This is a genomic window from Escherichia coli (assembly GCF_036503815.1).
GTDB lineage: Bacteria > Pseudomonadota > Gammaproteobacteria > Enterobacterales > Enterobacteriaceae > Escherichia > Escherichia coli_F.
Genome location: NZ_AP027764.1, coordinates 176,306 through 199,205 on the forward strand (window position 1 = coordinate 176,306; position 22,900 = coordinate 199,205).

Sequence of the window (22,900 nt, forward strand, 5' to 3'; positions counted from 1 at the left end):
AGGATGAGAAGCAAGGGTGAGCGATCGCGCGCAAAAAACGGCCGAATTTTGCGATAAACCCCACATTTTCTGCGATTTAGCGCCAATCTGAATCGTTAACACGTGACATAGTTTCAGATTTGGACTATTCCTTGGGGTGCTCTTGACGGCTATTTTTGATATGATTTGAGATTCAACTCTCAAATTTGTGAAAAATATAAGGTGTTGGAATGATTAAATCCGACCAGGAGACCTGATGATTTTGACTCCCATACGACGATATGGGGCGATGATTCTTATGTTACTCACTCTGGTGTTTTCGAGTGAGGTGTTAGCGAAGACGCACACAACAACAGCGAGTCAAAAGTCCCACTTAACTAAAGCTAGTAATAAACAGGTAAGCAGTAAACAAGAGTATTCTCGCAATAGTACAAAGAGTAGTTCACTTCCTGATTTGCGAAAATACCCTTCCGGAACACCAAGGAAAAAAGCGTTTCTCCGGACCGTAATGCCTTACATTACCAGCCAAAATGCGGCCATTACTGCGGAACGTAACTGGCTCATTTCAAAACAGTATCAGGGCCAATGGTCACCTGCTGAGCGTGCGCGTCTGAAAGACATCGCCAAACGCTACAAGGTGAAGTGGTCCGGTAATACGCGAAAAATCCCGTGGAATACCTTGCTTGAACGCGTAGACATTATTCCTACCAGTATGGTGGCGACGATGGCTGCAGCAGAAAGCGGTTGGGGAACGTCGAAGCTGGCGCGTAGCAACAACAACCTATTCGGCATGAAGTGCATGAAAGGACGTTGTACCAATGCGCCGGGTAAAGTGAAGGGGTACTCACAGTTCAGTTCTGTCAAAGAATCGGTGAGCGCCTATGTCACTAACCTGAATACTCACCCGGCTTACTCTTCGTTCCGTAAATCGCGTGCACAACTGCGTAAAGCGGATCAGGAAGTGACTGCCACAGCGATGATTCACAAGCTGAAGGGCTACTCGACCAAAGGGAAGAGTTATAACAACTACCTGTTCGCAATGTACCAGGATAACCAACGGTTAATCGCGGCGCATATGTAATTGCATTTCCTCGAGCCTTATCCGACTTGCCAGTCGGATAAGGCTTTTGCTCGCATCAGGTGGTTGTGCTGAGTTACCTGATGCGACGCCGACAATTCTCATCATCGCTACAACATGACCTCGCTATTTACATCGCGATACTCTTTTGGCGTCGTGTCATATGCTTTTTTAAAAACAGAGTAGAAATATTGCAGCGATGGATAACCGCACATTTGCGATATCTCATTGATCGATAAGGTGGTTGAAATCAGCAGACTGCGCGCTTTCTCCAGCTTCTCGGCATGAATCATGGCATGGATGGTTTCACCCACCTCCTCTTTAAAACGCTTCTCAAGATTGGAGCGCGAGATCCCGACGGCATCGAGTACCTGATCCACTTTAATCCCTTTACAGGCGTGATTACGAATGTAATGCATGGCCTGAATAACGGCGGGATCGGTCAGCGAACGGTAATCTGTTGAGCGCCGTTCAATGACGCGAACTGGTGGGACCAAAATCCGCTGTAGCGGCATTTCTTCTTTATCTAATAATCGATGCAACAGTTTTGCCGCCTGATATCCCATTTGCCGCGCGCCCTGAGCGACCGAAGAAAGGGCGACACGCGACAGATAGCGGGTCAGTTCTTCGTTATCGATGCCAATCACGCATAATTTTTCCGGTACGGGAATATGTAGATGTTCGCATACTTGCAAAATGTGCCGCGCCCGGGCGTCGGTAACGGCAATGATCCCGGTTTGCGGCGGCAGCGTTTGTAGCCAGTCTGCCAGCCGATTTTGCGCGTGTTGCCAGTTCTCTGGCGCGGTTTCTAACCCCTGATAAACTACTCCGCGATACTTTTCTTCGGCGACAAGCTGACGGAAAGCATATTCGCGTTCAGTGGCCCAACGTTTGCCGCTGGATTCCGGAAGACCATAAAAAGCAAAGCGGTTAACGCCTTTCTCTTTTAAATGCAAAAATGCGCTTTCAACCAGTGCATAGTTATCGGTGGCAATGTAATGAACGGGTGGGTAACTTTCGGCAAGGTGATACGAGCCACCAACCCCAACAATGGGGACGTCGACGTTAGCCAGTGCTTGCTCGATTTGTTTGTCGTCGAAGTCGGCAATGACGCCATCTCCTAACCAGTCCTTGATTTTATCAATGCGGGCGCGGAAATCTTCTTCAATGAAAATATCCCATTCCGATTGTGACGCCTGTAAATATTCCCCTACGCCTTCTACTACCTGACGGTCATAGGCTTTATTAGCATTGAACAGCAATGTGATGCGGTGACGTTTAGTAAACATGGTTCTTTTCCTGCTGAATCATGCAAAAACTCAAAACCGGTAATAAGTTACCGGTTTTGAGAAAATTTTTATCAAAATCAAGAACGGCGTTTGGTTGCGGAGTCCATCCATACTGCCAGCAACAGAATCGCACCTTTAACTATATACTGCCAGAAGGTCGGTACATCCATCATACTCATGCCGTTATCCAGTGAAGCCATGATGAATGCCCCCATTACCGCTCCGGCCACGCTCCCGACGCCGCCTGCCAGACTGGTGCCGCCAATCACACATGCGGCAATTGCGTCCAGTTCGGCGATATTTCCCGCAGAAGGTGAACCTGCGCCAAGGCGTGAACTAAGGATTAACCCAGCGATAGCGACCATTAATCCGTTAATAGCGAACACGGCAAGTTTGGTGCGTTCAACGTTAATCCCGGAGAGCCGTGCTGCTTCCAGATTGCCGCCGATGGCATAAATGCGTCTTCCAAATGCCGTCCGCGTTGCCATAAACATTCCGCCGAGTAACAGCAACGTCAACAGCAGAACAGGAGTGGGAACGCCACGGTAATCGTTCAACAGCCAGATTGCGCCTAAGACGATAATCGCCGTTAATGCCTGGCGGCCGACAACTGCGGTAGAGGCCGGAGACTGCAAACCCAAAGCCTGACGGCGCATTCTTCCGCGCCATTGCCAGCCAACAAAAGCCATTAAGCCAAGCGCGCCAATGATGAAGCCGGTGCTGGCAGGTAGATAGCTTTGCCCAATTTGTGACATCGCGGCACTGGTGGGGGAAACCGTCGTGCCGTTGGTGATGCCAATGAGTATGCCGCGAAATGCCAACATGCCCGCAAGGGTGACAATAAATGAAGGGACTTTGCGGTATGCAACCCACCATCCGTTCCAGGCTCCGAGAAGCAGTCCCAGAACCAACGTCACAATGATGGTAAGTGGCAAAGGCCAGCCTAGCCAGACGTCACAAATCGCCGCGACGCCACCTAATAGCCCCATCATTGAGCCGACGGAAAGGTCGATTTCAGCAGAAATTATGACGAACACCATTCCTACCGCGAGGATGCCGGTAATCGCGGTCTGGCGTAACAGGTTGGAGACGTTACGGGCGCTTAAGTAGGCACCATCGGTGGTCCAGGTAAAGAACAGCATGATTGCGATGATCGCTGCAATCATCACGAAGACCTGCAAATTCAGTGACTTCAGCCCGGAAAAGCCACCGGATGTCGGTACTGCCAATTTCACTTCAGACGGATTGCTTTTCGACATGATGTTCGCTCCTCAATGCGGCTTCCATCACCTGCTCCTGAGTCAGGTTATGATTTATCAGGTTGGCTTTTAGTTTCCCTTCATGCATCACCAGTACACGATCGCTAAGGCCGAGCACTTCAGGTAATTCGGAAGAGATGACAATAACGGCAATACCCTGCTGGACGAGTTGGTTAATTAATTTGTAGATCTCGTATTTCGCGCCAATATCGATACCCCTGGTAGGTTCATCAAGAATGAGAATGCGCGGGTTGAGTAACAGACAGCGAGCGAGGATCGCTTTTTGCTGATTGCCGCCGCTCAAACGTCCAATAGCAAGGTCGGGGGACGACGTTTTAACTTTGAGTTGCTGGATTGATTCCAGAATACATTTTTGCTCTGCCGCGTCATCAAGCTGGCTAATACCGCCGGTAAATTTATTGAGTGCGGCGAGGGTAATATTTTTACCAACCGCCATTACCGGAACGATGCCGTCGCGCTTTCTGTCTTCGGGTACCATCGCAATCCCCTGGGCGATGGCTTGCTGACAGTTACGAATATCTACCTGTTTGCCATCAATATAAATTTTTCCTTCCCATTGTCCGGGCCACACGCCAAACAGGCACTGAATGGTCTCGGTACGTCCGGCACCAACGAGTCCGGCAATACCCAGTATTTCGCCACGTTTCAGGGAAAACGAGACATCATTAACTCGTTTAATATGACGATTAACCGGATGCCATGCCGTCAGATGTTCAATACGTAATATTTCATCTCCGGTGGTATGTGGTTCATTAGGGTAAAGCGCGGTTAACTCTCGCCCGACCATCATGGTGATAATATCGTCTTCACTCATTCCGGCAGCATCACGCGTACCAATGTGCTGACCGTCGCGAATAACGCAAATCGTATCGGAAATCGCTTTGACTTCGTTGAGTTTGTGCGAAATATAAATACAGGCGATACCGTGCTGTTGTAGATCGCGAATAATATCCAGTAAAACCGACGTTTCCTGCTCAGTTAATGAGGCTGTCGGTTCATCGAGAATTAACAAGCGCACCTGTTTATTAAGTGCCTTGGCAATTTCAACCAGTTGTTGTTGCCCTAGCCCTAAATCGCCAACGCGGGTATCTGGTGAAATAAGTAAACTGACCTGTGCGAGCAGCTTCTGACAGCGTAGCGTCATCAGATCATAGTCCATAATACCATTGTGGGTTATTTCGTTACCCAGGAAAATATTTTCCAGTACGGTCAATTCTTTCACCAGGGCCAATTCCTGGTGAATGATGGCGATACCTTTGCGTTCGGTATCGCGGATGTGACTCGCCTGAATCTCTTCTCCCGCAAAAATAATGTCGCCTTCGTAGGAGCCATGGGGATAAATACCACACAGCACTTTCATCAGCGTTGATTTACCAGACCCATTTTCCCCGCAGAGTGAGACGATTTCGCCGGAATTCAACCGCAAGCTAACGTTATCAATCGCCTTCACACTGCCGAAGGTTTTGGTAATGTTCTTCATTTCAAGTAGATAAGGCATAACGACTCCACCTAAGCCAATTAATTTACACGGCATGGAGAGAAATCACGCCCCCGCTCTGTGCCGGGGCGTAATGCTTACAGCTCGCTCTCTTTGTGGAATCCGTCTTTAACTACCGTATCTTTGATGTTGTTTTTATTCACATCGATCGGTGTCAGCAGGCGGGAGGGAACATCTTTCAGACCATTATTCAGTGTGGTATCTGCTTTTGGTTCCTGACCATTGCCCAACTCAACAGCAATTTCTGCGGCAGTATTTGCCAATAATGTAATAGGTTTATACACCGTCATAGTTTGCGTACCGGCTGCAATACGTTTAATACCTGCGAGATCCGCATCCTGGCCGGAAATTGCTACTTTCCCTGATAAACCTTGCGCACTTAATGCCTGAATTGCCCCACCTGCGGTGGCATCGTTTGAGGCAACTACAGCATCAATTTTGTTATTATTGGCGGTTAGCGCGTTTTCCATAATTTTCAATGCGTTTTCCGGTAACCAGCCATCAACCCATTGGTCACCAACGACTTTAATTTTTCCGGAATCAACGTAAGGTTTTAACACTTTCATTTGTCCGGCGCGGAACAGCTTGGCGTTGTTATCTACCGGCGAGCCGCCCATCAGGAAGTAATTACCTTGCGGAACAATATCGACCAGGGCTTTTGCCTGCAGTTCACCGACTTTTTCGTTATCGAAAGAAATATAAAAATCGATATCCGCATCGTTAATCATACGGTCGTAAGCTAATACTTTAATACCTTCTTGTTTGGCTTCTTTTACAACGTTACTTAATACCTGACCGTTATACGGAATAATGACAAGAACATCGACACCCCGGTTAATCATGTTTTCAATCTGCGACATTTGTGTTTCTTCATTGCCATTTGCAGACTGTACAAATACTTTCGCGCCGAGAGACTCTGCTTTTTTCACAAAAATATCTCGATCTTTTTGCCAGCGTTCAAGACGGAGATCATCAATCGCCATACCTATTTTGACTTCTTTGGCGTGCGCCGCAACGTTGGTAAGCAGAAGTGAGGTGCAAAGGGTGAGTAGAATGTTCTTTATTTTCATGGTGTAGGGCCTTCTGTAGTTAGAGGACAGCTTTAATAAGTAACAATCACCGCGATAAACGTAACCAATTTTTAGCAACTAAACAGTGGAAAACAATTACAGATTTTTATCTTTCGATTACGATTTTTGGTTTATTTCTTGATTTATGACCGAGATCTTACTTTTGTTGCGCAATTGTACTTATTGCATTTTTCTCTTCGAGGAATTACCCAGTTTCATCATCCCATTTTATTTTGCGAGCGAGCGCACACTTGTGAATTATCTCAATAGCAGTGTGAAATAACATAATTGAGCAACTGAAAGGGAGTGCCCAATATTACGACATCATCCATCACCCGCGGCATTACCTGATTATGGAGTTCAATATGCAAGCCTATTTTGACCAGCTCGATCGCGTTCGTTATGAAGGCTCAAAATCCTCTAACCCGTTAGCATTCCATCACTATAATCCCGACGAACTGGTGTTGGGCAAGCGTATGGAAGAGCACTTGCGTTTTGCCGCCTGCTACTGGCACACCTTCTGCTGGAACGGGGCGGACATGTTTGGTGTGGGGGCGTTTAATCGTCCGTGGCAGCAGCCTGGTGAGGCACTGGCGTTGGCGAAGCGTAAAGCAGATGTCGCATTTGAGTTTTTCCACAAGTTACATGTGCCATTTTATTGCTTCCACGATGTGGATGTTTCCCCTGAGGGCGTGTCGTTAAAAGAGTACATCAATAATTTTGCGCAAATGGTTGATGTCCTGGCAGGCAAGCAAGAAGAGAGCGGCGTGAAGCTGCTGTGGGGAACCGCTAACTGCTTTACAAACCCTCGCTACGGTGCGGGTGCGGCGACGAACCCAGATCCAGAAGTCTTTAGTTGGGCGGCGACGCAAGTTGTTACAGCGATGGAAGCAACCCATAAATTGGGCGGTGAAAACTATGTTCTGTGGGGCGGTCGTGAAGGTTACGAAACGCTGTTAAATACCGACTTGCGTCAGGAGCGTGAACAACTGGGCCGCTTTATGCAAATGGTGGTTGAGCATAAACATAAAATCGGTTTCCAGGGTACGTTGCTTATCGAACCGAAACCGCAAGAACCGACTAAACATCAATATGATTACGATGCCGCGACGGTGTATGGCTTCCTGAAACAGTTTGGTCTGGAAAAAGAGATTAAACTGAACATTGAAGCTAACCACGCGACGCTGGCAGGTCACTCTTTCCATCATGAAATAGCCACCGCCATTGCGCTTGGCCTGTTCGGTTCTGTCGACGCCAACCGTGGCGATGCACAACTGGGCTGGGACACCGACCAGTTCCCGAACAGTGTGGAAGAGAATGCGCTGGTGATGTATGAAATTCTCAAAGCAGGCGGTTTCACCACCGGCGGTCTGAACTTCGATGCCAAAGTCCGTCGTCAAAGTACTGATAAATATGATCTGTTTTACGGTCATATCGGCGCGATGGATACGATGGCGTTGGCGCTGAAAATTGCAGCACGCATGATTGAAGATGGCGAGCTGGATAAACGCATCGCGCAGCGTTATTCCGGCTGGAATAGCGAATTAGGCCAGCAAATCCTGAAAGGCCAAATGTCACTGGCAGATTTAGCCAAATATGCTCTGGAACATGATTTGTCTCCGGTGCATCAGAGTGGTCGCCAGGAGCAACTGGAAAATCTGGTAAACCATTATCTGTTCGACAAATAACGGCTAACTGTGCAGTCCGTTGGCCCGGTTATCGGTAGCGATACCGGGCATTTTTTTAAGGAACGATCGATATGTATATCGGGATAGATCTTGGCACCTCGGGCGTAAAAGTTATTTTGCTCAACGAGCAGGGTGAGGTGGTTGCTTCGCAAACGGAAAAGCTGACCGTTTCGCGCCCGCATCCACTCTGGTCGGAACAAGACCCGGAACAGTGGTGGCAGGCAACTGATCGCGCAATGAAAGCTCTGGGCGATCAGCATTCTCTGCAGGACGTTAAAGCATTGGGTATTGCCGGCCAGATGCACGGTGCAACCTTACTGGATGCCCAGCAACGGGTATTACGCCCTGCCATTTTGTGGAACGACGGGCGCTGTGCGCAAGAGTGCACTTTGCTGGAAGCGCGAGTTCCGCAATCACGGGTGATTACCGGTAACCTGATGATGCCCGGATTTACTGCGCCTAAATTGCTATGGGTTCAGCGGCATGAGCCGGAGATATTCCGTCAAATCGACAAAGTATTATTACCGAAAGATTACTTGCGTCTGCGTATGACGGGGGAGTTTGCCAGCGATATGTCTGACGCAGCTGGCACCATGTGGCTGGATGTCGCAAAGCGTGACTGGAGTGACGTCATGCTGCAGGCTTGCCACTTATCTCGTGACCAGATGCCCGCATTATACGAAGGCAGCGAAATTACTGGTGCTTTGCTACCTGCAGTTGCGAAAGCGTGGGGTATGGCGGCAGTGCCAGTTGTCGCAGGCGGTGGTGATAATGCAGCTGGTGCGGTTGGTGTAGGAATGGTTGATGCTAATCAGGCAATGTTATCGCTGGGGACGTCGGGTGTCTATTTTGCTGTCAGCGAAGGATTCTTAAGCAAGCCAGAAAGCGCCGTACACAGCTTTTGCCATGCGCTCCCGCAGCGTTGGCATTTAATGTCTGTGATGCTGAGTGCAGCGTCGTGTCTGGATTGGGCCGCGAAATTAACGGGCCTGAACAATGTCCCAGCTTTAATCGCGGCTGCTCAACAGGCTGATGAAAGTGCCGAGCCTGTCTGGTTTCTACCTTATCTTTCCGGTGAACGTACGCCACACAACAATCCCCAGGCGAAGGGGGTTTTCTTTGGTTTGACCCATCAACATGGTGCTAATGAACTGGCGCGAGCAGTGCTGGAAGGCGTGGGTTATGCGCTGGCAGATGGCATGGATGTCGTGCATGCCTGCGGCATTAAACCGCAAAGTGTTACGTTGATTGGTGGCGGGGCGCGTAGTGAGTACTGGCGTCAGATGCTGGCGGATATCAGCGGTCAGCAACTCGATTACCGCACGGGGGGGGATGTGGGGCCAGCACTGGGCGCAGCAAGGCTGGCGCAGATTGCGGCGAATCCAGAGAAATCGCTCATTGAGTTGTTGCCACAACTGCCGTTAGAACAGTCGCATTTACCAGATGCGCAGCGTTATGCCACTTATCAGCCACGACGTGAAACGTTCCGTCGCCTCTATCAGCAACTTCTGCCATTAATGGCGTAAACGTTATCCCCTGCCTGACCGGGTGGGGGATAATTCATGTCTATATATATCAATAATCAATTAATATTTAGTATGAATTTATTCTGAAAATCATTTGTTAATAGCATTTTTCAGTTTTGTCTTTCGTTGGTTACTCGTAATGTATCGCTGGTAGATATGGAGATCATTATGAAAACCTCAAAGACTATGGCAAAACTATTATTTGTTGTCGGAGCGCTGGTTTATCTGGTTGGGCTATGGATCTCATGCCCATTGTTAAGTGGCAAAGGTTATTTTCTTGGCGTGTTAATGACGGCAACTTTTGGCAACTATGCATATCTTCGTGCTGAAAAACTCGGGCAACTGGATGATTTTTTTATTCACATCTGCCAGTTAGTTGCGTTAATCACTATCGGTCTCTTGTTTATCGGTGTTTTAAACGCACCTATCAATGCTTATGAAATGGTGATCTACCCTATCGCCTTTTTTGTCTGCTTGTTTGGTCAAATGCGTTTGTTTCGCTCGGCATGAGCAACATAAAGCTCTTACACATTCAGGAATGAAAGGAATACTGTGATGGACAACAAAATATCAACCTATTCTCCGGCATTTAGTATTGTGTCATGGATAGCTCTTGTTGGTGGTATCGTTACCTATCTATTAGGGCTATGGAATGCAGAGATGCAGTTAAATGAAAAAGGATATTATTTTGCCGTGCTGGTGCTAGGACTGTTTTCTGCGGCATCTTATCAAAAGACCGTTCGGGACAAGTATGAAGGCATTCCGACCACCTCCATTTATTATATGACCTGCCTGACTGTCTTTATTATCTCTGTTGCGTTATTGATGGTAGGTCTGTGGAATGCGACGTTATTACTCAGCGAAAAAGGTTTTTATGGGCTGGCTTTCTTCTTAAGCTTGTTTGGTGCAGTAGCGGTGCAGAAGAATATTCGTGATGCCGGAATAAACCCACCAAAAGAAACACAGGTTACCCAGGAAGAATACAGCGAATAATTCACATAAGCCCGGTCAGTCCAATGTGACCGGGCTTTTATTTAACTCACTAGTCTGTTTCTGTCGATTCGTTGTACCAGCATAGAAAGTAACAAACTCGCTGCCAACGTCGCGCAAAAGATCCAAATAATATCGAGTATTGGCCAGTTTTTAAGCTCAATCCCCCGGGTACGCAGTGCATGGATAATCAATGCGTGGAACCCGTATATACCTAAAGAATGGCGTGATATCAGCCCAAGCCCGGGAACAGTATGTGTATCCAGCGTGTTTTTAACCAGAGTCAATAGTGCGATTGCGCAGATAAAAACCATCGGCCCACAGTAAAGATACCAGGTATCGGCAAAATTTCCGCGCCACTGCAATTCATATAATGTCCCGCGAGAGATAATAAATACCCCCGCAACAAACAGTGTGGCGCTCACCCACGACAGTGCTTTATGCTGTGTGTCCATCATCCCTATAGCGCGGCCCAACATGCCATACAGGATGTAGTAAAAAGTATCGCCATTGATATATAAGTTAATTGGCAGCCATTCAAAACCGTCGATTTTCTGCGGCACAGTATTTGGATTAGCGATGATGCCAATCACCACCATTAGCACCAGCAACATTTTACCGCCGACGTTCTTCACCTGAATCAGCGGTGAAACCAGATAAATCACCGCAATCGCGAAGAAAAACCATAAGTGGTAAAAAACAGGCTTTTGCAGCAGGTTTTTAAGCGCTATCTCTACATTGATGGGGGTAAATAGCGCAATGTAAAGCAGCGCAACAGTGCTATAAAAAAGCAGACATAAGCCGATACGTAAGAAATGGCGCGGCTGGGCGCTGCGTTCGCCAAAAAAGAGATAGCCGGAAATCATGAAAAATAGCGGCACGCTGACACGAGAGGCAGAATTCAGAACATTGGCGATATCCCAGGTGACGGGGTTAACACTATGAGCATTGGTCACATACCAGGTAGTGGTGTGAATCATCACCACCATTAAACACGCTATCCCTCGCAGGTTATCAATCCAGTAAATTTTGGGCTGCATCTGTGTCTCTGTATCTGGTTAAAAAAAGTCTGACCGATAAATCATTCGGTTGGCGCACTGGAATAATCTGAGTTTTATCACTACAGCTTATAGAGGCTTGAGGAAATTCGTAAGATATCAGCCACTATACCGATATAAATAATAAGACTCACCTGCAAACCAGACGGTAATTTAATGATGATGAACTCTTTCTTTCTGGCAATGGCGCTTGTAGTGTTAGTGGGATGCTCGATACCGCCACCCGTGCAGAAAGCACAACGGGTAAAGGTTGATCCTCTGCGTTCGTTGAATATGGAAGCGTTATGCAAGGATCAGGCGGCAAAACGTTATAACACCGGTGAGCAAAAAATCGACGTCACCGCCTTCGAACAGTTCCAGGGAAGCTACGAAATGCGCGGTTATACCTTCCGGAAAGAGCAGTTTGTCTGTTCTTTTGACGCGGATGGCCATTTTTTGCATCTTTCCATGCGTTAAGCCCTGCTTTTTCCCGTTTCGTACTGTATATCTTCCATCCAGCGGGTATACTGATCCCTTCCTTTAAATCCACACGTATCCAGCACGAAATAATATGCAAAAGTTTGATACCAGGACCTTCCAGGGCTTGATCCTGACCTTACAGGATTACTGGGCTCGCCAGGGCTGCACCATTGTTCAACCATTGGACATGGAAGTCGGCGCGGGAACCTCTCACCCAATGACCTGTCTGCGCGCGCTGGGGCCAGAACCGATGGCGGCTGCTTATGTTCAGCCTTCTCGTCGCCCGACCGATGGTCGCTACGGCGAGAACCCCAACCGTTTACAGCACTACTATCAGTTCCAGGTGGTCATTAAGCCATCGCCGGACAATATTCAGGAGCTGTACCTTGGTTCTCTGAAAGAGCTGGGCATGGATCCGACTATCCACGATATCCGTTTCGTGGAAGATAACTGGGAAAACCCGACTTTGGGTGCCTGGGGACTGGGCTGGGAAGTGTGGCTGAACGGCATGGAAGTGACGCAGTTCACTTACTTCCAGCAGGTTGGTGGTCTGGAGTGTAAACCGGTTACCGGCGAGATCACCTACGGTCTGGAACGTCTGGCCATGTACATTCAGGGCGTAGACAGCGTTTACGACCTGGTCTGGAGCGACGGTCCGCTGGGTAAAACCACCTACGGCGACGTGTTCCATCAGAACGAAGTGGAGCAGTCCACTTACAACTTCGAATACGCGGATGTGGACTTCCTGTTCACCTGCTTCGAGCAATACGAGAAAGAAGCGCAGCAGCTGCTGGCGCTGGAAAATCCGCTGCCGCTGCCAGCCTACGAGCGTATTCTGAAAGCCGCCCACAGCTTCAACCTGCTGGATGCGCGTAAAGCCATCTCCGTCACTGAGCGTCAGCGCTATATTCTGCGCATTCGCACCCTGACCAAAGCAGTGGCAGAAGCATACTACGCTTCCCGTGAAGCCCTCGGCTTCCCGATGTGCAACAAAGATAAGTAAGAGGCGGCTATGTCTGAGAAAACTTTTCTGGTGGAAATCGGCACTGAAGAGCTGCCACCAAAAGCACTGCGCAGCCTGGCTGAGTCCTTTGCTGCGAACTTTACTGCGGAGCTGGATAACGCTGGCCTCGCACATGGCACCGTTCAATGGTTTGCTGCTCCGCGTCGTCTGGCGCTGAAAGTAGCTAACCTGGCGGAAGCGCAACCGGATCGTGAAATCGAAAAACGTGGCCCGGCAATTGCTCAGGCGTTCGATGCTGAAGGTAAACCGAGTAAAGCGGCAGAAGGTTGGGCGCGTGGTTGCGGTATTACCGTTGACCAGGCTGAGCGTCTGACCACCGATAAAGGCGAATGGTTGCTGTATCGCGCTCATGTGAAGGGCGAAAGCACCGAAGCCCTGCTGCCGAATATGGTCGCCACTTCGCTGGCGAAGCTGCCGATCCCGAAACTGATGCGTTGGGGCGCAAGCGACGTGCACTTCGTGCGTCCGGTTCACACCGTGACCCTGCTGCTGGGCGACAAAGTCATTCCGGCAACCATTCTGGGCATTCAGTCCGATCGCGTGATTCGCGGCCACCGCTTTATGGGCGAGCCGGAATTCACTATCGACAATGCTGATCAGTATCCGGAAATTCTGCGTGAGCGCGGGAAAGTCATCGCCGATTACGAAGAACGTAAGGCGAAGATTAAAGCCGATGCCGAAGAAGCGGCGCGTAAGATTGGCGGTAACGCTGACTTAAGCAAAAGCCTGTTGGAAGAAGTCGCTTCGCTGGTGGAATGGCCGGTTGTGCTTACCGCAAAATTCGAAGAGAAATTCCTCGCGGTGCCGTCTGAAGCGCTGGTTTACACCATGAAGGGTGACCAGAAATACTTCCCGGTGTATGCGAACGACGGCAAACTGCTGCCGAACTTTATCTTCGTTGCCAATATCGAATCGAAAGATCCGCAGCAAATTATCTCTGGTAACGAGAAAGTCGTTCGTCCACGTCTGGCGGATGCCGAGTTCTTCTTCAACACCGACCGTAAAAAACGTCTGGAAGATAACCTGCCGCGCCTGCAAACCGTGTTGTTCCAGCAACAGCTGGGTACACTGCGCGACAAAACTGACCGCATCCAGGCGCTGGCTGGCTGGATTGCTGAACAGATTGGCGCTGACGTTAACCACGCAACCCGTGCGGGCTTGCTGTCCAAGTGCGACCTGATGACCAACATGGTCTTCGAGTTCACCGACACCCAGGGCGTTATGGGGATGCACTACGCGCGTCACGATGGCGAAGCGGAAGATGTTGCCGTGGCGCTGAACGAGCAGTATCAGCCGCGCTTTGCCGGTGATGACCTGCCGTCTAACCCGGTAGCCTGTGCGCTGGCGATTGCTGACAAGATGGATACTCTGGCGGGTATCTTCGGTATCGGCCAGCATCCGAAAGGCGACAAAGACCCGTTTGCGTTGCGTCGTGCCGCACTTGGCGTGCTGCGTATTATCGTTGAGAAGAACCTCAACCTTGATCTGCAAACCCTGACCGAAGAAGCGGTGCGTCTGTATGGCGATAAGCTGACTAATAGCAACGTAGTTGATGATGTTATCGACTTTATGCTCGGTCGCTTCCGCGCCTGGTATCAGGACGAAGGTTACACCGTTGATACCATCCAGGCGGTACTGGCGCGTCGTCCGACTCGTCCGGCAGATTTCGATGCCCGAATGAAAGCGGTATCGCACTTCCGTACCCTGGATGCAGCTGCAGCACTGGCGGCGGCGAACAAGCGTGTATCTAACATTCTGGCGAAATCTGACGAAGTGCTGAGCGACCGCGTGAATGCCTCTACTCTGAAAGAGCCGGAAGAAATTAAACTGGCGATGCAGGTTGTGGTGCTACGTGATAAGCTAGAGCCGTACTTTGCTGAAGGTCGTTACCAGGATGCGCTGGTCGAACTGGCTGAGCTGCGTGAACCGGTTGATGCCTTCTTCGATAAAGTGATGGTCATGGTTGATGACAAAGAATTGCGAATCAACCGTCTTACCATGCTGGAGAAACTGCGCGAATTATTCCTGCGAGTTGCGGATATTTCGCTGTTGCAGTAATAACGTCGTTATTAAAAAGCCTGCCATCTGGCAGGCTTTTTTATCGCTAAATAATAGAGAAACCTTTAATAATCTTCTGCTGAATAAAGATTGTCTCATATATTAATTTTATGAGATTTTTTTAGGATTATATCAAGGAGAAGAAAAGAACTTATTAAGCTAGAATAGCCACGGGTGCTTGAGACTGTTTGTCTCAGGTATTCACCGAAAGGCAGACAGAGAAAAGCCCCACCTGACTATAAATCAAAGTGAGGCTACCCTATGCCTGAACACCATAAGGTTAGCCTCTTACTCGTTGGAAATCAACACAGGAGGCTGGGAATGCCGCAGAAATATAGATTACTTTCTTTAATAGTGATTTGTTGCACGCTTTTATTTTTCACCTGGATGATAAGAGATTCACTGTGTGAATTGCATATTAAACAGGAGAGTTATGAGCTGGCGGCATTTTTAGCCTGCAATTTGAAAGAGTAAGAGTCTTCGGCGGGAAGTTATTCCCGCCTTTCTTACGGCGTTGCGCATTCTCATTGCACCCAAATTTATTCTTCACAAAAATAATAATAGATTTTATTACGCGAACGATTATTTATTTCCTGAATAAACAAATAAAAAAATCCCCGCCATTTGGCAGGGATCTTAGATTCTGTGCTTTTAAGCAGAGATTACAGGCTGGTTACGTTACCAGCTGCCGGGCCTTTAGCGCCGCTTTCGATGGTGAAGGACACTTTCTGACCTTCGTCCAGAGATTTGTAACCATCGTTCTGGATAGCAGAGAAGTGTACGAACACGTCTTTAGAGCCATCGTCAGGAGTGATGAAGCCGAAGCCTTTGTCAGCGTTGAACCATTTTACGATACCAGTCATTTTACCGGACATAGTGTATTACCTTTAATAATTTAAATGTGCCTTTCGGCGATATGGCGTGCTTTACAGATTTTGAAGCGTTAAAGGAATGTGCACTACGAGGGGTATCAACGATAACTCTTGAAGGGACTTGCCTTACTACACTGCTTTAATGGTCTGTACGTCAAACCGTTGATGTGCATTAAGCCACGCATTGGCGGGTGATGCAACAATTATTTTTCATATTTATGATTAATCGGTTGGAAAACGGTCCTGTCATCAGGACCGTAAACAGCAATAAAGTGGATAAAAGTCTATTCCATCAACTGCTTACTTAACGCTGGGTTAGCTTGAATCAGACGCATCAATTTTAGTTCGGCACTTGAAGGCTTAACGCGTCGGGATTCCCATTCCTTTACCATGGCGACGGAAACGCCCAAAACCCGAGCGAAATCATCGATTTTTAACCCTGTCCCTTTACGTAACTGCTCAATCTCGGTACAGGACGTTGTTCTATGCGTCAGAGTAATCTTCTGCGTTTCATCTTTAAAAACAATCTGTTCCAGGCTGCTCAACAGCTCATGCATGGGATCTTTATATTCCATTGAAAACTCCTCAAATCACACTGCGGGATCGTGAATTGCATCGAAGCTCATTAAGAATAGTCGGGAAAAGCAGACACAGCGGGAGTAAGGCAGGGCATGCTCTGCCTGTGATTCGATTCAGCCTGACACTTAGCGTGACTTATAGCGACCTAACGATCTGATAAATGCCGATATATCTTTTACCACTCCGGGATTGTAAAGATTTCGAAAATATGGCGTTCTGTAAAGACGTAAATCTCTGGCTAGAAAAAAGGCAACTGCAATGTCATTTTTTAACAATGAAACAACAAATTAACCTTGTTTCGTTTTCTCCATTATTTTACCAGGAAGATTACGTAGAAAGGGTATCCTGCAAGCCTGTCCTGGACTATCCTTGTCACGTCAGACACGCGTGTGTCGTTGTGCGCTTTTTTTGGGTGAAAGGAGTAAGAAAATGGCGACAGGAAAGTCCTGCTCTCGCTGGTTTGCGCCTCTTGCGGCGTTATTAATGGTAGTTAGCCTGAGTGGGTGTTTTGATAAAGAAGGCGATCAGCGTAAAGCGTTTATCGACTTCCTGCAGAATACAGTGATGCGTAGCGGTGAACGTCTACCAACCCTGACTGCCGATCAGAAAAAACAGTTTGGTCCTTTTGTCTCTGATTACGCGATTCTGTATGGTTATTCACAGCAGGTGAATCAGGCGATGGATTCCGGTCTGCGTCCGGTTGTAGACAGCGTTAACGCAATTCGCGTACCGCAGGATTACGTTACGCAAAGCGGCCCACTGCGTGAAATGAACGGTTCTCTGGGCGTACTGGCGCAACAGTTGCAAAATGCGAAGTTGCAGGCCGATGCTGCGCACTCTGCGCTAAAACAGAGCGATGACCTGAAACCGGTCTTTGATCAGGCATTCACCAAAGTGGTAACGACGCCAGCTGATGCTTTGCAACCGTTGATTCCGGCGGCACAAACTTTCACGCAACAACTGGTGATGGTTGGAGACTACATTGCTCAGCAAGGTACTCAGGTGAGTTTTGTAGCAAATGGCATCCAGTTCCCGACTTCGCAGCAGGCAAGTGAATATAACAAACTGATTGCGCCATTACCGGCACAGCATCAGGCGTTTAATCAGGCCTGGACTACAGCAGTTACTGCAACCCAATAAAGAGTAAAAGCCCGAGCGATTATCGGGCTTTACTTCCCGCAGTCGCGGTTAGTCCGCGACGTGCGGATTCACACAGTTCTTCTCAACTTTTCCCTGTAACGCATTAATCAAATTATCCACGGCGCAGGCGGCCATGCCATAACGCGTCTCATGAGTGGCAGAACCAATATGCGGTACGGCGACGACGTTGGCCATTGAGAGCAACGGAGAATCTACGGCCAGTGGCTCTTGTTCGAACACATCCAGCCCGGCAGCGTGAATTTCCCCTTTCTGCAATGCTGCAATCAGTGCATTTTCGTCAACCACTGGACCACGTCCGGCATTAATGAAAATGGCGGAGGATTTCATTTTGGCGAATTGTTCTGCGCCAAACAGATGATGCGTTTCATCAGTTAACGGCAGGATCAGGCAAATGAAATCGGATTCTTGTAACAGTGTATCCAGATCGCAGTAACGAGCGTTGAAGCGCTCTTCTGCTTCTGTATGGTGGCGGCGCGCGTTATAGAGGATGGGCATGTTGAAGCCAAAATGCGCGCGCTGTGCCAGCGCCATGCCGATCCGTCCCATCCCGACAATGCCCAGTGTTTTATGGTGAACGTCAGTGCCGTACCAGTCCGGGCCTATGCTCGCGGTCCATTCGCCTGCTTTTACCCGTTCTGCTACCTCCACAACCCGACGAGCGGTAGACAACACCAGCGCCATCAGCGTATCGGCGACGGTTTCCGTTAATACGGTTGGCGTGTGCATCAGCAGGATTTTTCGAGCATTAAGGGCATCGACATCAAAATTGTCATAGCCTACGGAGATCGTTGAAGTGGCCCGCAGTTTTGGCATTTTTTCCAGTAATGCGGCGTCAACGTTTTCATTTGAACCCAGCAAGCCTTCGGCGTCGGCAAAAATTGCTGCATTTTGTTCGACGGTTTGTGGGCTGAGGTTTGCCACCTGATGAACGGTGAAATGCTCTTGCAGGCGTTGCAGTAAATCATCAGGTAAGGCTTTGTAGAGGATAACGGACGGCTTCATTCTTCTCTCCATTCACTGATAAGGCGATCACCTTAGCCTGAAATATGATGAAGGAAAACTGAAGAATGCCAGGTGATTTTTGCATCACCTGGCATGAAAGGGATTACAGCGGGCTTAAGGTAATTTCTACACGGCGGTTTTGCGCCTTACCTTCTGCGGTGCTGTTGCTGGCGATAGGGTTAGCCGGGCCAAGGCCCTGAGTACGGATGCGGCTGGCGTCCACGCCCTGGGTGATCAACGCGCTGGCAACGGAATCCGCACGCTGCTGGGAGAGACGCATGTTCAGGTCGTGACCACCCGTGCTGTCGGTATAACCAATCACGTTAACCGCCGTTTTCGGATACTCTTTCAGCACCATTGCCACGCCGGTTAGGGTGTTAGCGCCTGCCGGTTTCAGGGTCGCGCTGCTGCTGTCGAAGGTTACATTGTTCGGCATATTGAGGATAATGTTATCCCCGCTGCGGGTTACGCTAACACCAGTGCCGCGCATTTTGTCACGTAGCTTCGCTTCCTGCACATCCATGTAATAACCAACGCCGCCGCCCAGAGCTGCGCCTGCTGCTGCACCAATCAGCGCGCCTTTACCGCGATCTTTCTTCGAAGAAGAGAGCGCACCAATACCCGCGCCAACGAGAGAGCCCAGACCTGCGCCGATAGCAGATTTACCTGCTTCGCGTTCGCCAGTGTAAGGGTTAGTTGTGCAGCCAGATACCGCCAGAGCGCCACTCACTACGGCGGCAATAAGATAAACACGTTTCTTCATTGTTAATCCTTAATAACCTTTTTATTCTTTGCCACGGGTTCCGTGGCGGGAGATTATGCCGCGTGAACATGAAGATTATTCCTGGGAATACTCGGAAATTTGTAAGTAATATTTAACTGCTCAATACATCTAATCTTTCAGGAGCCTTCGGTTTGGCCAACTCATCCTCACGTTATTCTGTTCTTACTGCCGCTCACTGGGGGCCCATGCTGGTTGAAACCGACGGCGAAACCGTGTTTAGCTCGCGTGGCGCGTTAGTCACAGAAATGAAAAACTCCTTGCAGAGTGCGGTTCGCGACCAGGTTCACAGCAAAACACGGGTACGATTTCCAATGGTGCGCAAGGGCTTTCTCGCGTCACCGGAAAACCCGCAAGGCATTCGCGGGCAGGATGAATTTGTTCGTGTGAGTTGGGATGAGGCGCTGGAGCTTATTCACCAACAACATAAACGTATTCGTGAGGCTTATGGTCCGGCATCGATTTTTGCTGGTTCCTACGGCTGGCGTTCAAACGGCGTGCTGCATAAGGCCTCGACATTATTACAACGCTATATGGCGCTGGCAGGCGGTTATACCGGGCATCTGGGGGATTATTCGACCGGTGCAGCACAGGCGATCATGCCGTATGTCGTGGGGGGCAGCGAAGTTTATCAACAGCAAACCAGTTGGCCGTTGGTATTGGAACATAGCGATGTCGTGGTGCTATGGAGTGCTAACCCACTCAATACGCTGAAAATTGCGTGGAATGCATCCGATGAGCAGGGGCTTTCTTACTTTTCCGCACTGCGTGACAGCGGGAAAAAGCTGATCTGCATTGATCCAATGCGATCGGAAACCGTCGATTTCTTTGGCGATAAAATGGAGTGGGTGGCACCGCACATGGGCACCGATGTTGCGCTGATGCTGGGGATCGCCCATACGCTGGTGGAAAATGGCTGGCACGACGAAGCGTTTCTGGCGCGTTGCACCACAGGTTATGACGTCTTCGCCTCTTATTTGCTGGGCGAGAGTGACGGAATAGCGAAAAATGCCGAATGGGCGGCAGAGATTTGTGGGATTAACGCAGAGAAAATCCGCGAACTGGCGGCTATTTTTCATCAAAATACCACCATGCTGATGGCTGGCTGGGGAATGCAGCGCCAGCAGTTTGGTGAGCAAAAACACTGGATGATCGTCACCCTGGCAGCAATGTTAGGGCAAATCGGCACGCCTGGCGGGGGCTTTGGTCTTTCTTACCATTTTGCCAATGGTGGTAACCCTACGCGCCGCGCTGCGGTGCTTTCATCTATGCAGGGCAGCTTGCCAGGTGGCACCGATGCGGTAGATAAAATCCCCGTAGCCCGTATTGTTGAAGCTCTGGAAAACCCTGGCGGTGCATACCAACACAATGGCATGAACCGTCACTTCCCGGATATTCGTTTTATCTGGTGGGCGGGCGGCGCCAACTTTACTCATCATCAGGATACCAATCGTCTGATTCGTGCCTGGCAAAAACCGGAGCTGGTGGTGATCTCCGAATGCTTCTGGACGGCAGCGGCGAAACACGCCGATATCGTCCTCCCTGCAACCACCTCGTTTGAGCGTAATGACCTCACCATGACCGGCGATTACAGTAATCAACATCTGGTGCCGATGAAGCAAGTGGTGCCTCCACGTTATGAAGCGCGTAATGATTTTGATGTCTTTGCCGAGTTGAGTGAACGTTGGGAGAAGGGCGGCTATGCGCGGTTTACGGAAGGAAAAAGTGAGCTGCAATGGCTGGAAACGTTTTATAACGTTGCACGGCAGCGCGGGGCAAGCCAGCAGGTTGAATTGCCGCCATTTGCTGAGTTCTGGGAAGCCAACCAGTTAATTGAGATGCCGGAAAACCCGGACAGCGAGCGGTTTATTCGCTTCGCCGATTTTCGCCGCGATCCGCAGGCGCATCCATTAAAAACCGCCAGCGGCAAGATTGAAATCTTCTCGCAGCGTATTGCCGATTACGCTTATCCGGATTGCCCTGGGCATCCAATGTGGCTGGAGCCGGACGAATGGCAGGGCAATGCCGAACCGGAACAGTTGCAGGTACTTTCTGCTCATCCGGCACATCGTCTGCACAGCCAGCTGAATTACAGTTCTCTGCGCGAATTGTACGCGGTGGCAAATCGTGAGCCTGTCACCATTCATCCTGACGATGCCCAGGCGCGCGGCATACAAGATGGCGATATTGTTCGGTTGTGGAACTCACGCGGGCAAATTCTTGCCGGAGCGGTCATTAGCGAGGGAATTAAACCTGGCGTGATTTGCATTCACGAAGGGGCATGGCCGGATCTGGATTTAACCGCTGACGGCATTTGTAAAAACGGCGCAGTGAATGTATTGACTAAAGACCTCCCCAGCTCGCGGCTGGGGAATGGTTGTGCGGGTAATACGGCGCTGGCATGGCTGGAAAAATACAACGGTCCGGAACTAACACTTACAGCGTTTGAACCACCGGCCAGCTCATAATCCAGGTGGGTAGTTGGGTTTCATCCTGCCATGCGCAGTCGACAATGTGAAAACCCTGCGCATGGTAAAAATCTATCGCCGGTTGATTTTTTTGATAAACCTCCAGCATCAGATGGGGATGGCGCTGCTGCACATACTGCATTAGCGCCTTACCAATACCGCGTCTGACGGCCTTCGGTGCGACAAACATTGCAGCCAGAAATCGGCCTTCCATAATGCTGACAAAACCGAGAAGCTTACCGTCTTCTTCCCAGACCCAGTTTTGCGCGTTGGCAAGATAGGCATCCCGCACCAGCGGAATGCAATCACGCCAGTAATTCGCTTTTATAAAGGGATGCCCCCAGGTTGTACTTTCCAGCCACAATTCGAGGATCGCGGGGAGTTCTGAACGTTGCGCTTCCCGAATCATGGTTTATTTCCCGGATAGCAACAGCAGCCAACCACATGATCATTCACCAGCCCACATGCCTGCATAAAGGAGTAACAGATTGTGGTACCAACAAACTTAAAACCACGCTTTTTCAGGGCTTTAGATAGAGCGTCGGAGGCGGGCGTAGATGTAGGGATTTCGCTCAACGTTGTGGCTTGTGTCACCTGTGGTTGATGATTGACAAACGACCAAACAAAGTCGGCAAACGGTTCGCCGTTCTGTTCCATTTGCAGGTACGCTCGCGCATTGCCAATAATTGCCTGAATTTTCCCGCGATGTCGGATAATCCCGGCGTCCTGTACCAGTCTTTCGACATCCTCTTCCTGCATTGCAGCCACCTTCACCGGATCGAACTGATGAAAGCAGGCGCGATAGTTTTCGCGTTTTTTGAGGACGGTGATCCACGATAACCCTGCTTGTTGCCCTTCAAGACAGATCATTTCGAACAGTTTTTTACTGTCAGTTTCAGGCACGCCCCACTCATTATCATGGTAGGCAATATAAAGCGGGTCCTGACTCACCCAGCCGCAACGTTCCATACTTTCCCTCGCTATGTACCCGATCGTAAAAATTTCAGCCGCTTTTCTTGACGCATCGGTGAAAAAGTCAA

23 protein-coding genes are annotated in these 22,900 nt (G+C 49.3%); 11 read left to right on the forward strand and 12 right to left on the reverse strand.

The features are described from left to right. The first annotated feature begins 235 nt into the window (after positions 1 to 235). Positions 236 to 1,060, forward strand: coding sequence for a protein bax (gene bax / locus AABJ99_RS00790; protein ID WP_039020898.1), 825 nt, complete (start codon positions 236 to 238; stop codon positions 1,058 to 1,060). A gap of 107 nt (positions 1,061 to 1,167) precedes the next feature. Here the strand turns inward: bax and xylR are convergent, their stop codons facing one another. From xylR to xylF, 4 genes are all read right to left on the reverse strand, one after another. Then, positions 1,168 to 2,346 carry a D-xylose utilization transcriptional activator XylR gene (gene xylR / locus AABJ99_RS00795; protein WP_000494495.1) on the reverse strand — a complete coding sequence of 393 codons (1,179 nt, stop codon included), beginning with the start codon at positions 2,344 to 2,346 and terminating at the stop codon, positions 1,168 to 1,170. A 77-nt stretch (positions 2,347 to 2,423) separates the two neighbouring features. Beyond that, positions 2,424 to 3,605: a xylose ABC transporter permease XylH gene (gene xylH / locus AABJ99_RS00800; protein ID WP_000045978.1), complete on the reverse strand. Its 1,182-nt coding sequence runs from the start codon at positions 3,603 to 3,605 to the stop codon at positions 2,424 to 2,426. Further along, the gene (xylG, locus tag AABJ99_RS00805) at positions 3,583 to 5,124 is read right to left on the reverse strand and encodes a D-xylose ABC transporter ATP-binding protein (RefSeq protein ID WP_039020899.1); all 1,542 of its coding nucleotides are present in this window, start codon (positions 5,122 to 5,124) and stop codon (positions 3,583 to 3,585) included. Before xylG ends, xylH begins: the two co-directional genes overlap by 23 nt. Positions 5,125 to 5,201: 77 nt before the next feature. After that, positions 5,202 to 6,194: a D-xylose ABC transporter substrate-binding protein gene (xylF, locus tag AABJ99_RS00810; protein ID WP_001296518.1), complete on the reverse strand. Its 993-nt coding sequence runs from the start codon at positions 6,192 to 6,194 to the stop codon at positions 5,202 to 5,204. A gap of 365 nt (positions 6,195 to 6,559) precedes the next feature. On the opposite strand from xylF, the gene xylA reads away from it, so the two are divergent. From xylA to yiaA, 4 genes are all read left to right on the forward strand, one after another. Beyond that, positions 6,560 to 7,882 (forward strand): xylose isomerase, encoded by a 1,323-nt coding sequence (gene xylA / locus AABJ99_RS00815; RefSeq protein ID WP_039020900.1) that lies wholly within the window; start codon positions 6,560 to 6,562, stop codon positions 7,880 to 7,882. A 71-nt stretch (positions 7,883 to 7,953) separates the two neighbouring features. Continuing rightward, a complete protein-coding gene (xylB, locus tag AABJ99_RS00820; protein WP_039020901.1) occupies positions 7,954 to 9,408 on the forward strand; it encodes a xylulokinase in 1,455 nt (484 codons plus the stop codon). A gap of 168 nt (positions 9,409 to 9,576) precedes the next feature. Next, complete coding sequence (yiaB, locus tag AABJ99_RS00825) at positions 9,577 to 9,918, forward strand: inner membrane protein YiaB (RefSeq protein WP_039020902.1); 342 nt, start codon at positions 9,577 to 9,579, stop codon at positions 9,916 to 9,918. 45 nt (positions 9,919 to 9,963) lie between these two features. Then, entirely contained in the window at positions 9,964 to 10,401 is a 438-nt protein-coding gene (yiaA, locus tag AABJ99_RS00830; RefSeq protein ID WP_001296808.1) for an inner membrane protein YiaA, read from the forward strand. Between the two features lie 41 nt (positions 10,402 to 10,442). On the opposite strand, the gene wecH is transcribed toward yiaA, so the two are convergent. Continuing rightward, positions 10,443 to 11,438 (reverse strand): O-acetyltransferase WecH, encoded by a 996-nt coding sequence (gene wecH / locus AABJ99_RS00835; RefSeq protein ID WP_338387475.1) that lies wholly within the window; start codon positions 11,436 to 11,438, stop codon positions 10,443 to 10,445. Between the two features lie 174 nt (positions 11,439 to 11,612). On the opposite strand from wecH, the gene ysaB reads away from it, so the two are divergent. The 4 genes from ysaB (at position 11,613) to hokA (ending at position 15,471) form a co-directional block, all read left to right on the forward strand. After that, on the forward strand, positions 11,613 to 11,912 hold the full coding sequence (gene ysaB, locus AABJ99_RS00840) for a YsaB family lipoprotein (RefSeq protein ID WP_338387476.1): 300 nt from the start codon (positions 11,613 to 11,615) through the stop codon (positions 11,910 to 11,912). Between the two features lie 94 nt (positions 11,913 to 12,006). Next, positions 12,007 to 12,918: a glycine--tRNA ligase subunit alpha gene (gene glyQ, locus AABJ99_RS00845; RefSeq protein ID WP_001168544.1), complete on the forward strand. Its 912-nt coding sequence runs from the start codon at positions 12,007 to 12,009 to the stop codon at positions 12,916 to 12,918. A gap of 9 nt (positions 12,919 to 12,927) precedes the next feature. Beyond that, entirely contained in the window at positions 12,928 to 14,997 is a 2,070-nt protein-coding gene (gene glyS, locus AABJ99_RS00850) for a glycine--tRNA ligase subunit beta (protein ID WP_039020904.1), read from the forward strand. A gap of 321 nt (positions 14,998 to 15,318) precedes the next feature. Then, positions 15,319 to 15,471, forward strand: a complete 153-nt coding sequence (gene hokA, locus AABJ99_RS00855; protein ID WP_039020905.1) for a type I toxin-antitoxin system toxin HokA — start codon at positions 15,319 to 15,321, stop codon at positions 15,469 to 15,471. Here hokA and AABJ99_RS00860 read toward each other — a convergent pair. The 3 genes from AABJ99_RS00860 to yiaG all read right to left on the reverse strand — a co-directional run bounded on the left by AABJ99_RS00860 (position 15,448) and on the right by yiaG (position 16,444). Then, complete coding sequence (locus tag AABJ99_RS00860) at positions 15,448 to 15,519, reverse strand: hypothetical protein (RefSeq protein WP_212734940.1); 72 nt, start codon at positions 15,517 to 15,519, stop codon at positions 15,448 to 15,450. The genes hokA and AABJ99_RS00860 overlap by 24 nt on opposite strands. Before the next feature lie 140 nt (positions 15,520 to 15,659). Continuing rightward, positions 15,660 to 15,872, reverse strand: coding sequence for a transcription antiterminator/RNA stability regulator CspE (gene cspE / locus AABJ99_RS00865; RefSeq protein WP_000014594.1), 213 nt, complete (start codon positions 15,870 to 15,872; stop codon positions 15,660 to 15,662). A 281-nt stretch (positions 15,873 to 16,153) separates the two neighbouring features. Next, positions 16,154 to 16,444 carry an HTH-type transcriptional regulator gene (gene yiaG, locus AABJ99_RS00870; RefSeq protein ID WP_000455798.1) on the reverse strand — a complete coding sequence of 97 codons (291 nt, stop codon included), beginning with the start codon at positions 16,442 to 16,444 and terminating at the stop codon, positions 16,154 to 16,156. Between the two features lie 433 nt (positions 16,445 to 16,877). Here yiaG and yiaF point away from each other — a divergent pair, with 433 nt between their 5' ends. After that, positions 16,878 to 17,588 (forward strand): DUF3053 domain-containing protein, encoded by a 711-nt coding sequence (gene yiaF, locus AABJ99_RS00875; protein ID WP_000190516.1) that lies wholly within the window; start codon positions 16,878 to 16,880, stop codon positions 17,586 to 17,588. A gap of 48 nt (positions 17,589 to 17,636) precedes the next feature. Here the strand turns inward: yiaF and ghrB are convergent, their stop codons facing one another. Together ghrB and yiaD are read right to left on the reverse strand one after the other, a co-directional pair. Beyond that, complete coding sequence (gene ghrB, locus AABJ99_RS00880) at positions 17,637 to 18,611, reverse strand: glyoxylate/hydroxypyruvate reductase GhrB (RefSeq protein WP_039020906.1); 975 nt, start codon at positions 18,609 to 18,611, stop codon at positions 17,637 to 17,639. Positions 18,612 to 18,714: 103 nt separating this feature from the next. Further along, entirely contained in the window at positions 18,715 to 19,374 is a 660-nt protein-coding gene (yiaD, locus tag AABJ99_RS00885; protein ID WP_000747625.1) for an OmpA family lipoprotein, read from the reverse strand. A 152-nt stretch (positions 19,375 to 19,526) separates the two neighbouring features. Here yiaD and bisC point away from each other — a divergent pair, with 152 nt between their 5' ends. After that, on the forward strand, positions 19,527 to 21,860 hold the full coding sequence (gene bisC, locus AABJ99_RS00890; RefSeq protein WP_039020907.1) for a biotin sulfoxide reductase: 2,334 nt from the start codon (positions 19,527 to 19,529) through the stop codon (positions 21,858 to 21,860). On the opposite strand, the gene yiaC is transcribed toward bisC, so the two are convergent. Continuing rightward, entirely contained in the window at positions 21,829 to 22,269 is a 441-nt protein-coding gene (gene yiaC / locus AABJ99_RS00895) for an N-acetyltransferase (protein ID WP_000617470.1), read from the reverse strand. The two genes, bisC and yiaC, sit on opposite strands and share 32 nt — an antisense overlap. Continuing rightward, positions 22,266 to 22,829: a DNA-3-methyladenine glycosylase I gene (tag, locus tag AABJ99_RS00900; RefSeq protein ID WP_000438948.1), complete on the reverse strand. Its 564-nt coding sequence runs from the start codon at positions 22,827 to 22,829 to the stop codon at positions 22,266 to 22,268. The genes yiaC and tag overlap by 4 nt, the downstream gene beginning before the upstream one ends. Positions 22,830 to 22,900 lie beyond the last annotated feature (71 nt).

What these genes read in the sequence shown, in the direction of transcription:
- bax (WP_039020898.1), top strand. Translation starts at nt 236, where the DNA reads ATGATTTTGACTCCCATACGACGATATGGGGCGATGATTCTTATGTTA.
- xylR (WP_000494495.1), bottom strand. Translation starts at nt 2,346, where the DNA reads ATGTTTACTAAACGTCACCGCATCACATTGCTGTTCAATGCTAATAAA.
- xylH (WP_000045978.1), bottom strand. Translation starts at nt 3,605, where the DNA reads ATGTCGAAAAGCAATCCGTCTGAAGTGAAATTGGCAGTACCGACATCC.
- xylG (WP_039020899.1), bottom strand. Translation starts at nt 5,124, where the DNA reads ATGCCTTATCTACTTGAAATGAAGAACATTACCAAAACCTTCGGCAGT.
- xylF (WP_001296518.1), bottom strand. Translation starts at nt 6,194, where the DNA reads ATGAAAATAAAGAACATTCTACTCACCCTTTGCACCTCACTTCTGCTT.
- xylA (WP_039020900.1), top strand. Translation starts at nt 6,560, where the DNA reads ATGCAAGCCTATTTTGACCAGCTCGATCGCGTTCGTTATGAAGGCTCA.
- xylB (WP_039020901.1), top strand. Translation starts at nt 7,954, where the DNA reads ATGTATATCGGGATAGATCTTGGCACCTCGGGCGTAAAAGTTATTTTG.
- yiaB (WP_039020902.1), top strand. Translation starts at nt 9,577, where the DNA reads ATGAAAACCTCAAAGACTATGGCAAAACTATTATTTGTTGTCGGAGCG.
- yiaA (WP_001296808.1), top strand. Translation starts at nt 9,964, where the DNA reads ATGGACAACAAAATATCAACCTATTCTCCGGCATTTAGTATTGTGTCA.
- wecH (WP_338387475.1), bottom strand. Translation starts at nt 11,438, where the DNA reads ATGCAGCCCAAAATTTACTGGATTGATAACCTGCGAGGGATAGCGTGT.
- ysaB (WP_338387476.1), top strand. Translation starts at nt 11,613, where the DNA reads ATGATGATGAACTCTTTCTTTCTGGCAATGGCGCTTGTAGTGTTAGTG.
- glyQ (WP_001168544.1), top strand. Translation starts at nt 12,007, where the DNA reads ATGCAAAAGTTTGATACCAGGACCTTCCAGGGCTTGATCCTGACCTTA.
- glyS (WP_039020904.1), top strand. Translation starts at nt 12,928, where the DNA reads ATGTCTGAGAAAACTTTTCTGGTGGAAATCGGCACTGAAGAGCTGCCA.
- hokA (WP_039020905.1), top strand. Translation starts at nt 15,319, where the DNA reads ATGCCGCAGAAATATAGATTACTTTCTTTAATAGTGATTTGTTGCACG.
- cspE (WP_000014594.1), bottom strand. Translation starts at nt 15,872, where the DNA reads ATGTCCGGTAAAATGACTGGTATCGTAAAATGGTTCAACGCTGACAAA.
- yiaG (WP_000455798.1), bottom strand. Translation starts at nt 16,444, where the DNA reads ATGGAATATAAAGATCCCATGCATGAGCTGTTGAGCAGCCTGGAACAG.
- yiaF (WP_000190516.1), top strand. Translation starts at nt 16,878, where the DNA reads ATGGCGACAGGAAAGTCCTGCTCTCGCTGGTTTGCGCCTCTTGCGGCG.
- ghrB (WP_039020906.1), bottom strand. Translation starts at nt 18,611, where the DNA reads ATGAAGCCGTCCGTTATCCTCTACAAAGCCTTACCTGATGATTTACTG.
- yiaD (WP_000747625.1), bottom strand. Translation starts at nt 19,374, where the DNA reads ATGAAGAAACGTGTTTATCTTATTGCCGCCGTAGTGAGTGGCGCTCTG.
- yiaC (WP_000617470.1), bottom strand. Translation starts at nt 22,269, where the DNA reads ATGATTCGGGAAGCGCAACGTTCAGAACTCCCCGCGATCCTCGAATTG.
- tag (WP_000438948.1), bottom strand. Translation starts at nt 22,829, where the DNA reads ATGGAACGTTGCGGCTGGGTGAGTCAGGACCCGCTTTATATTGCCTAC.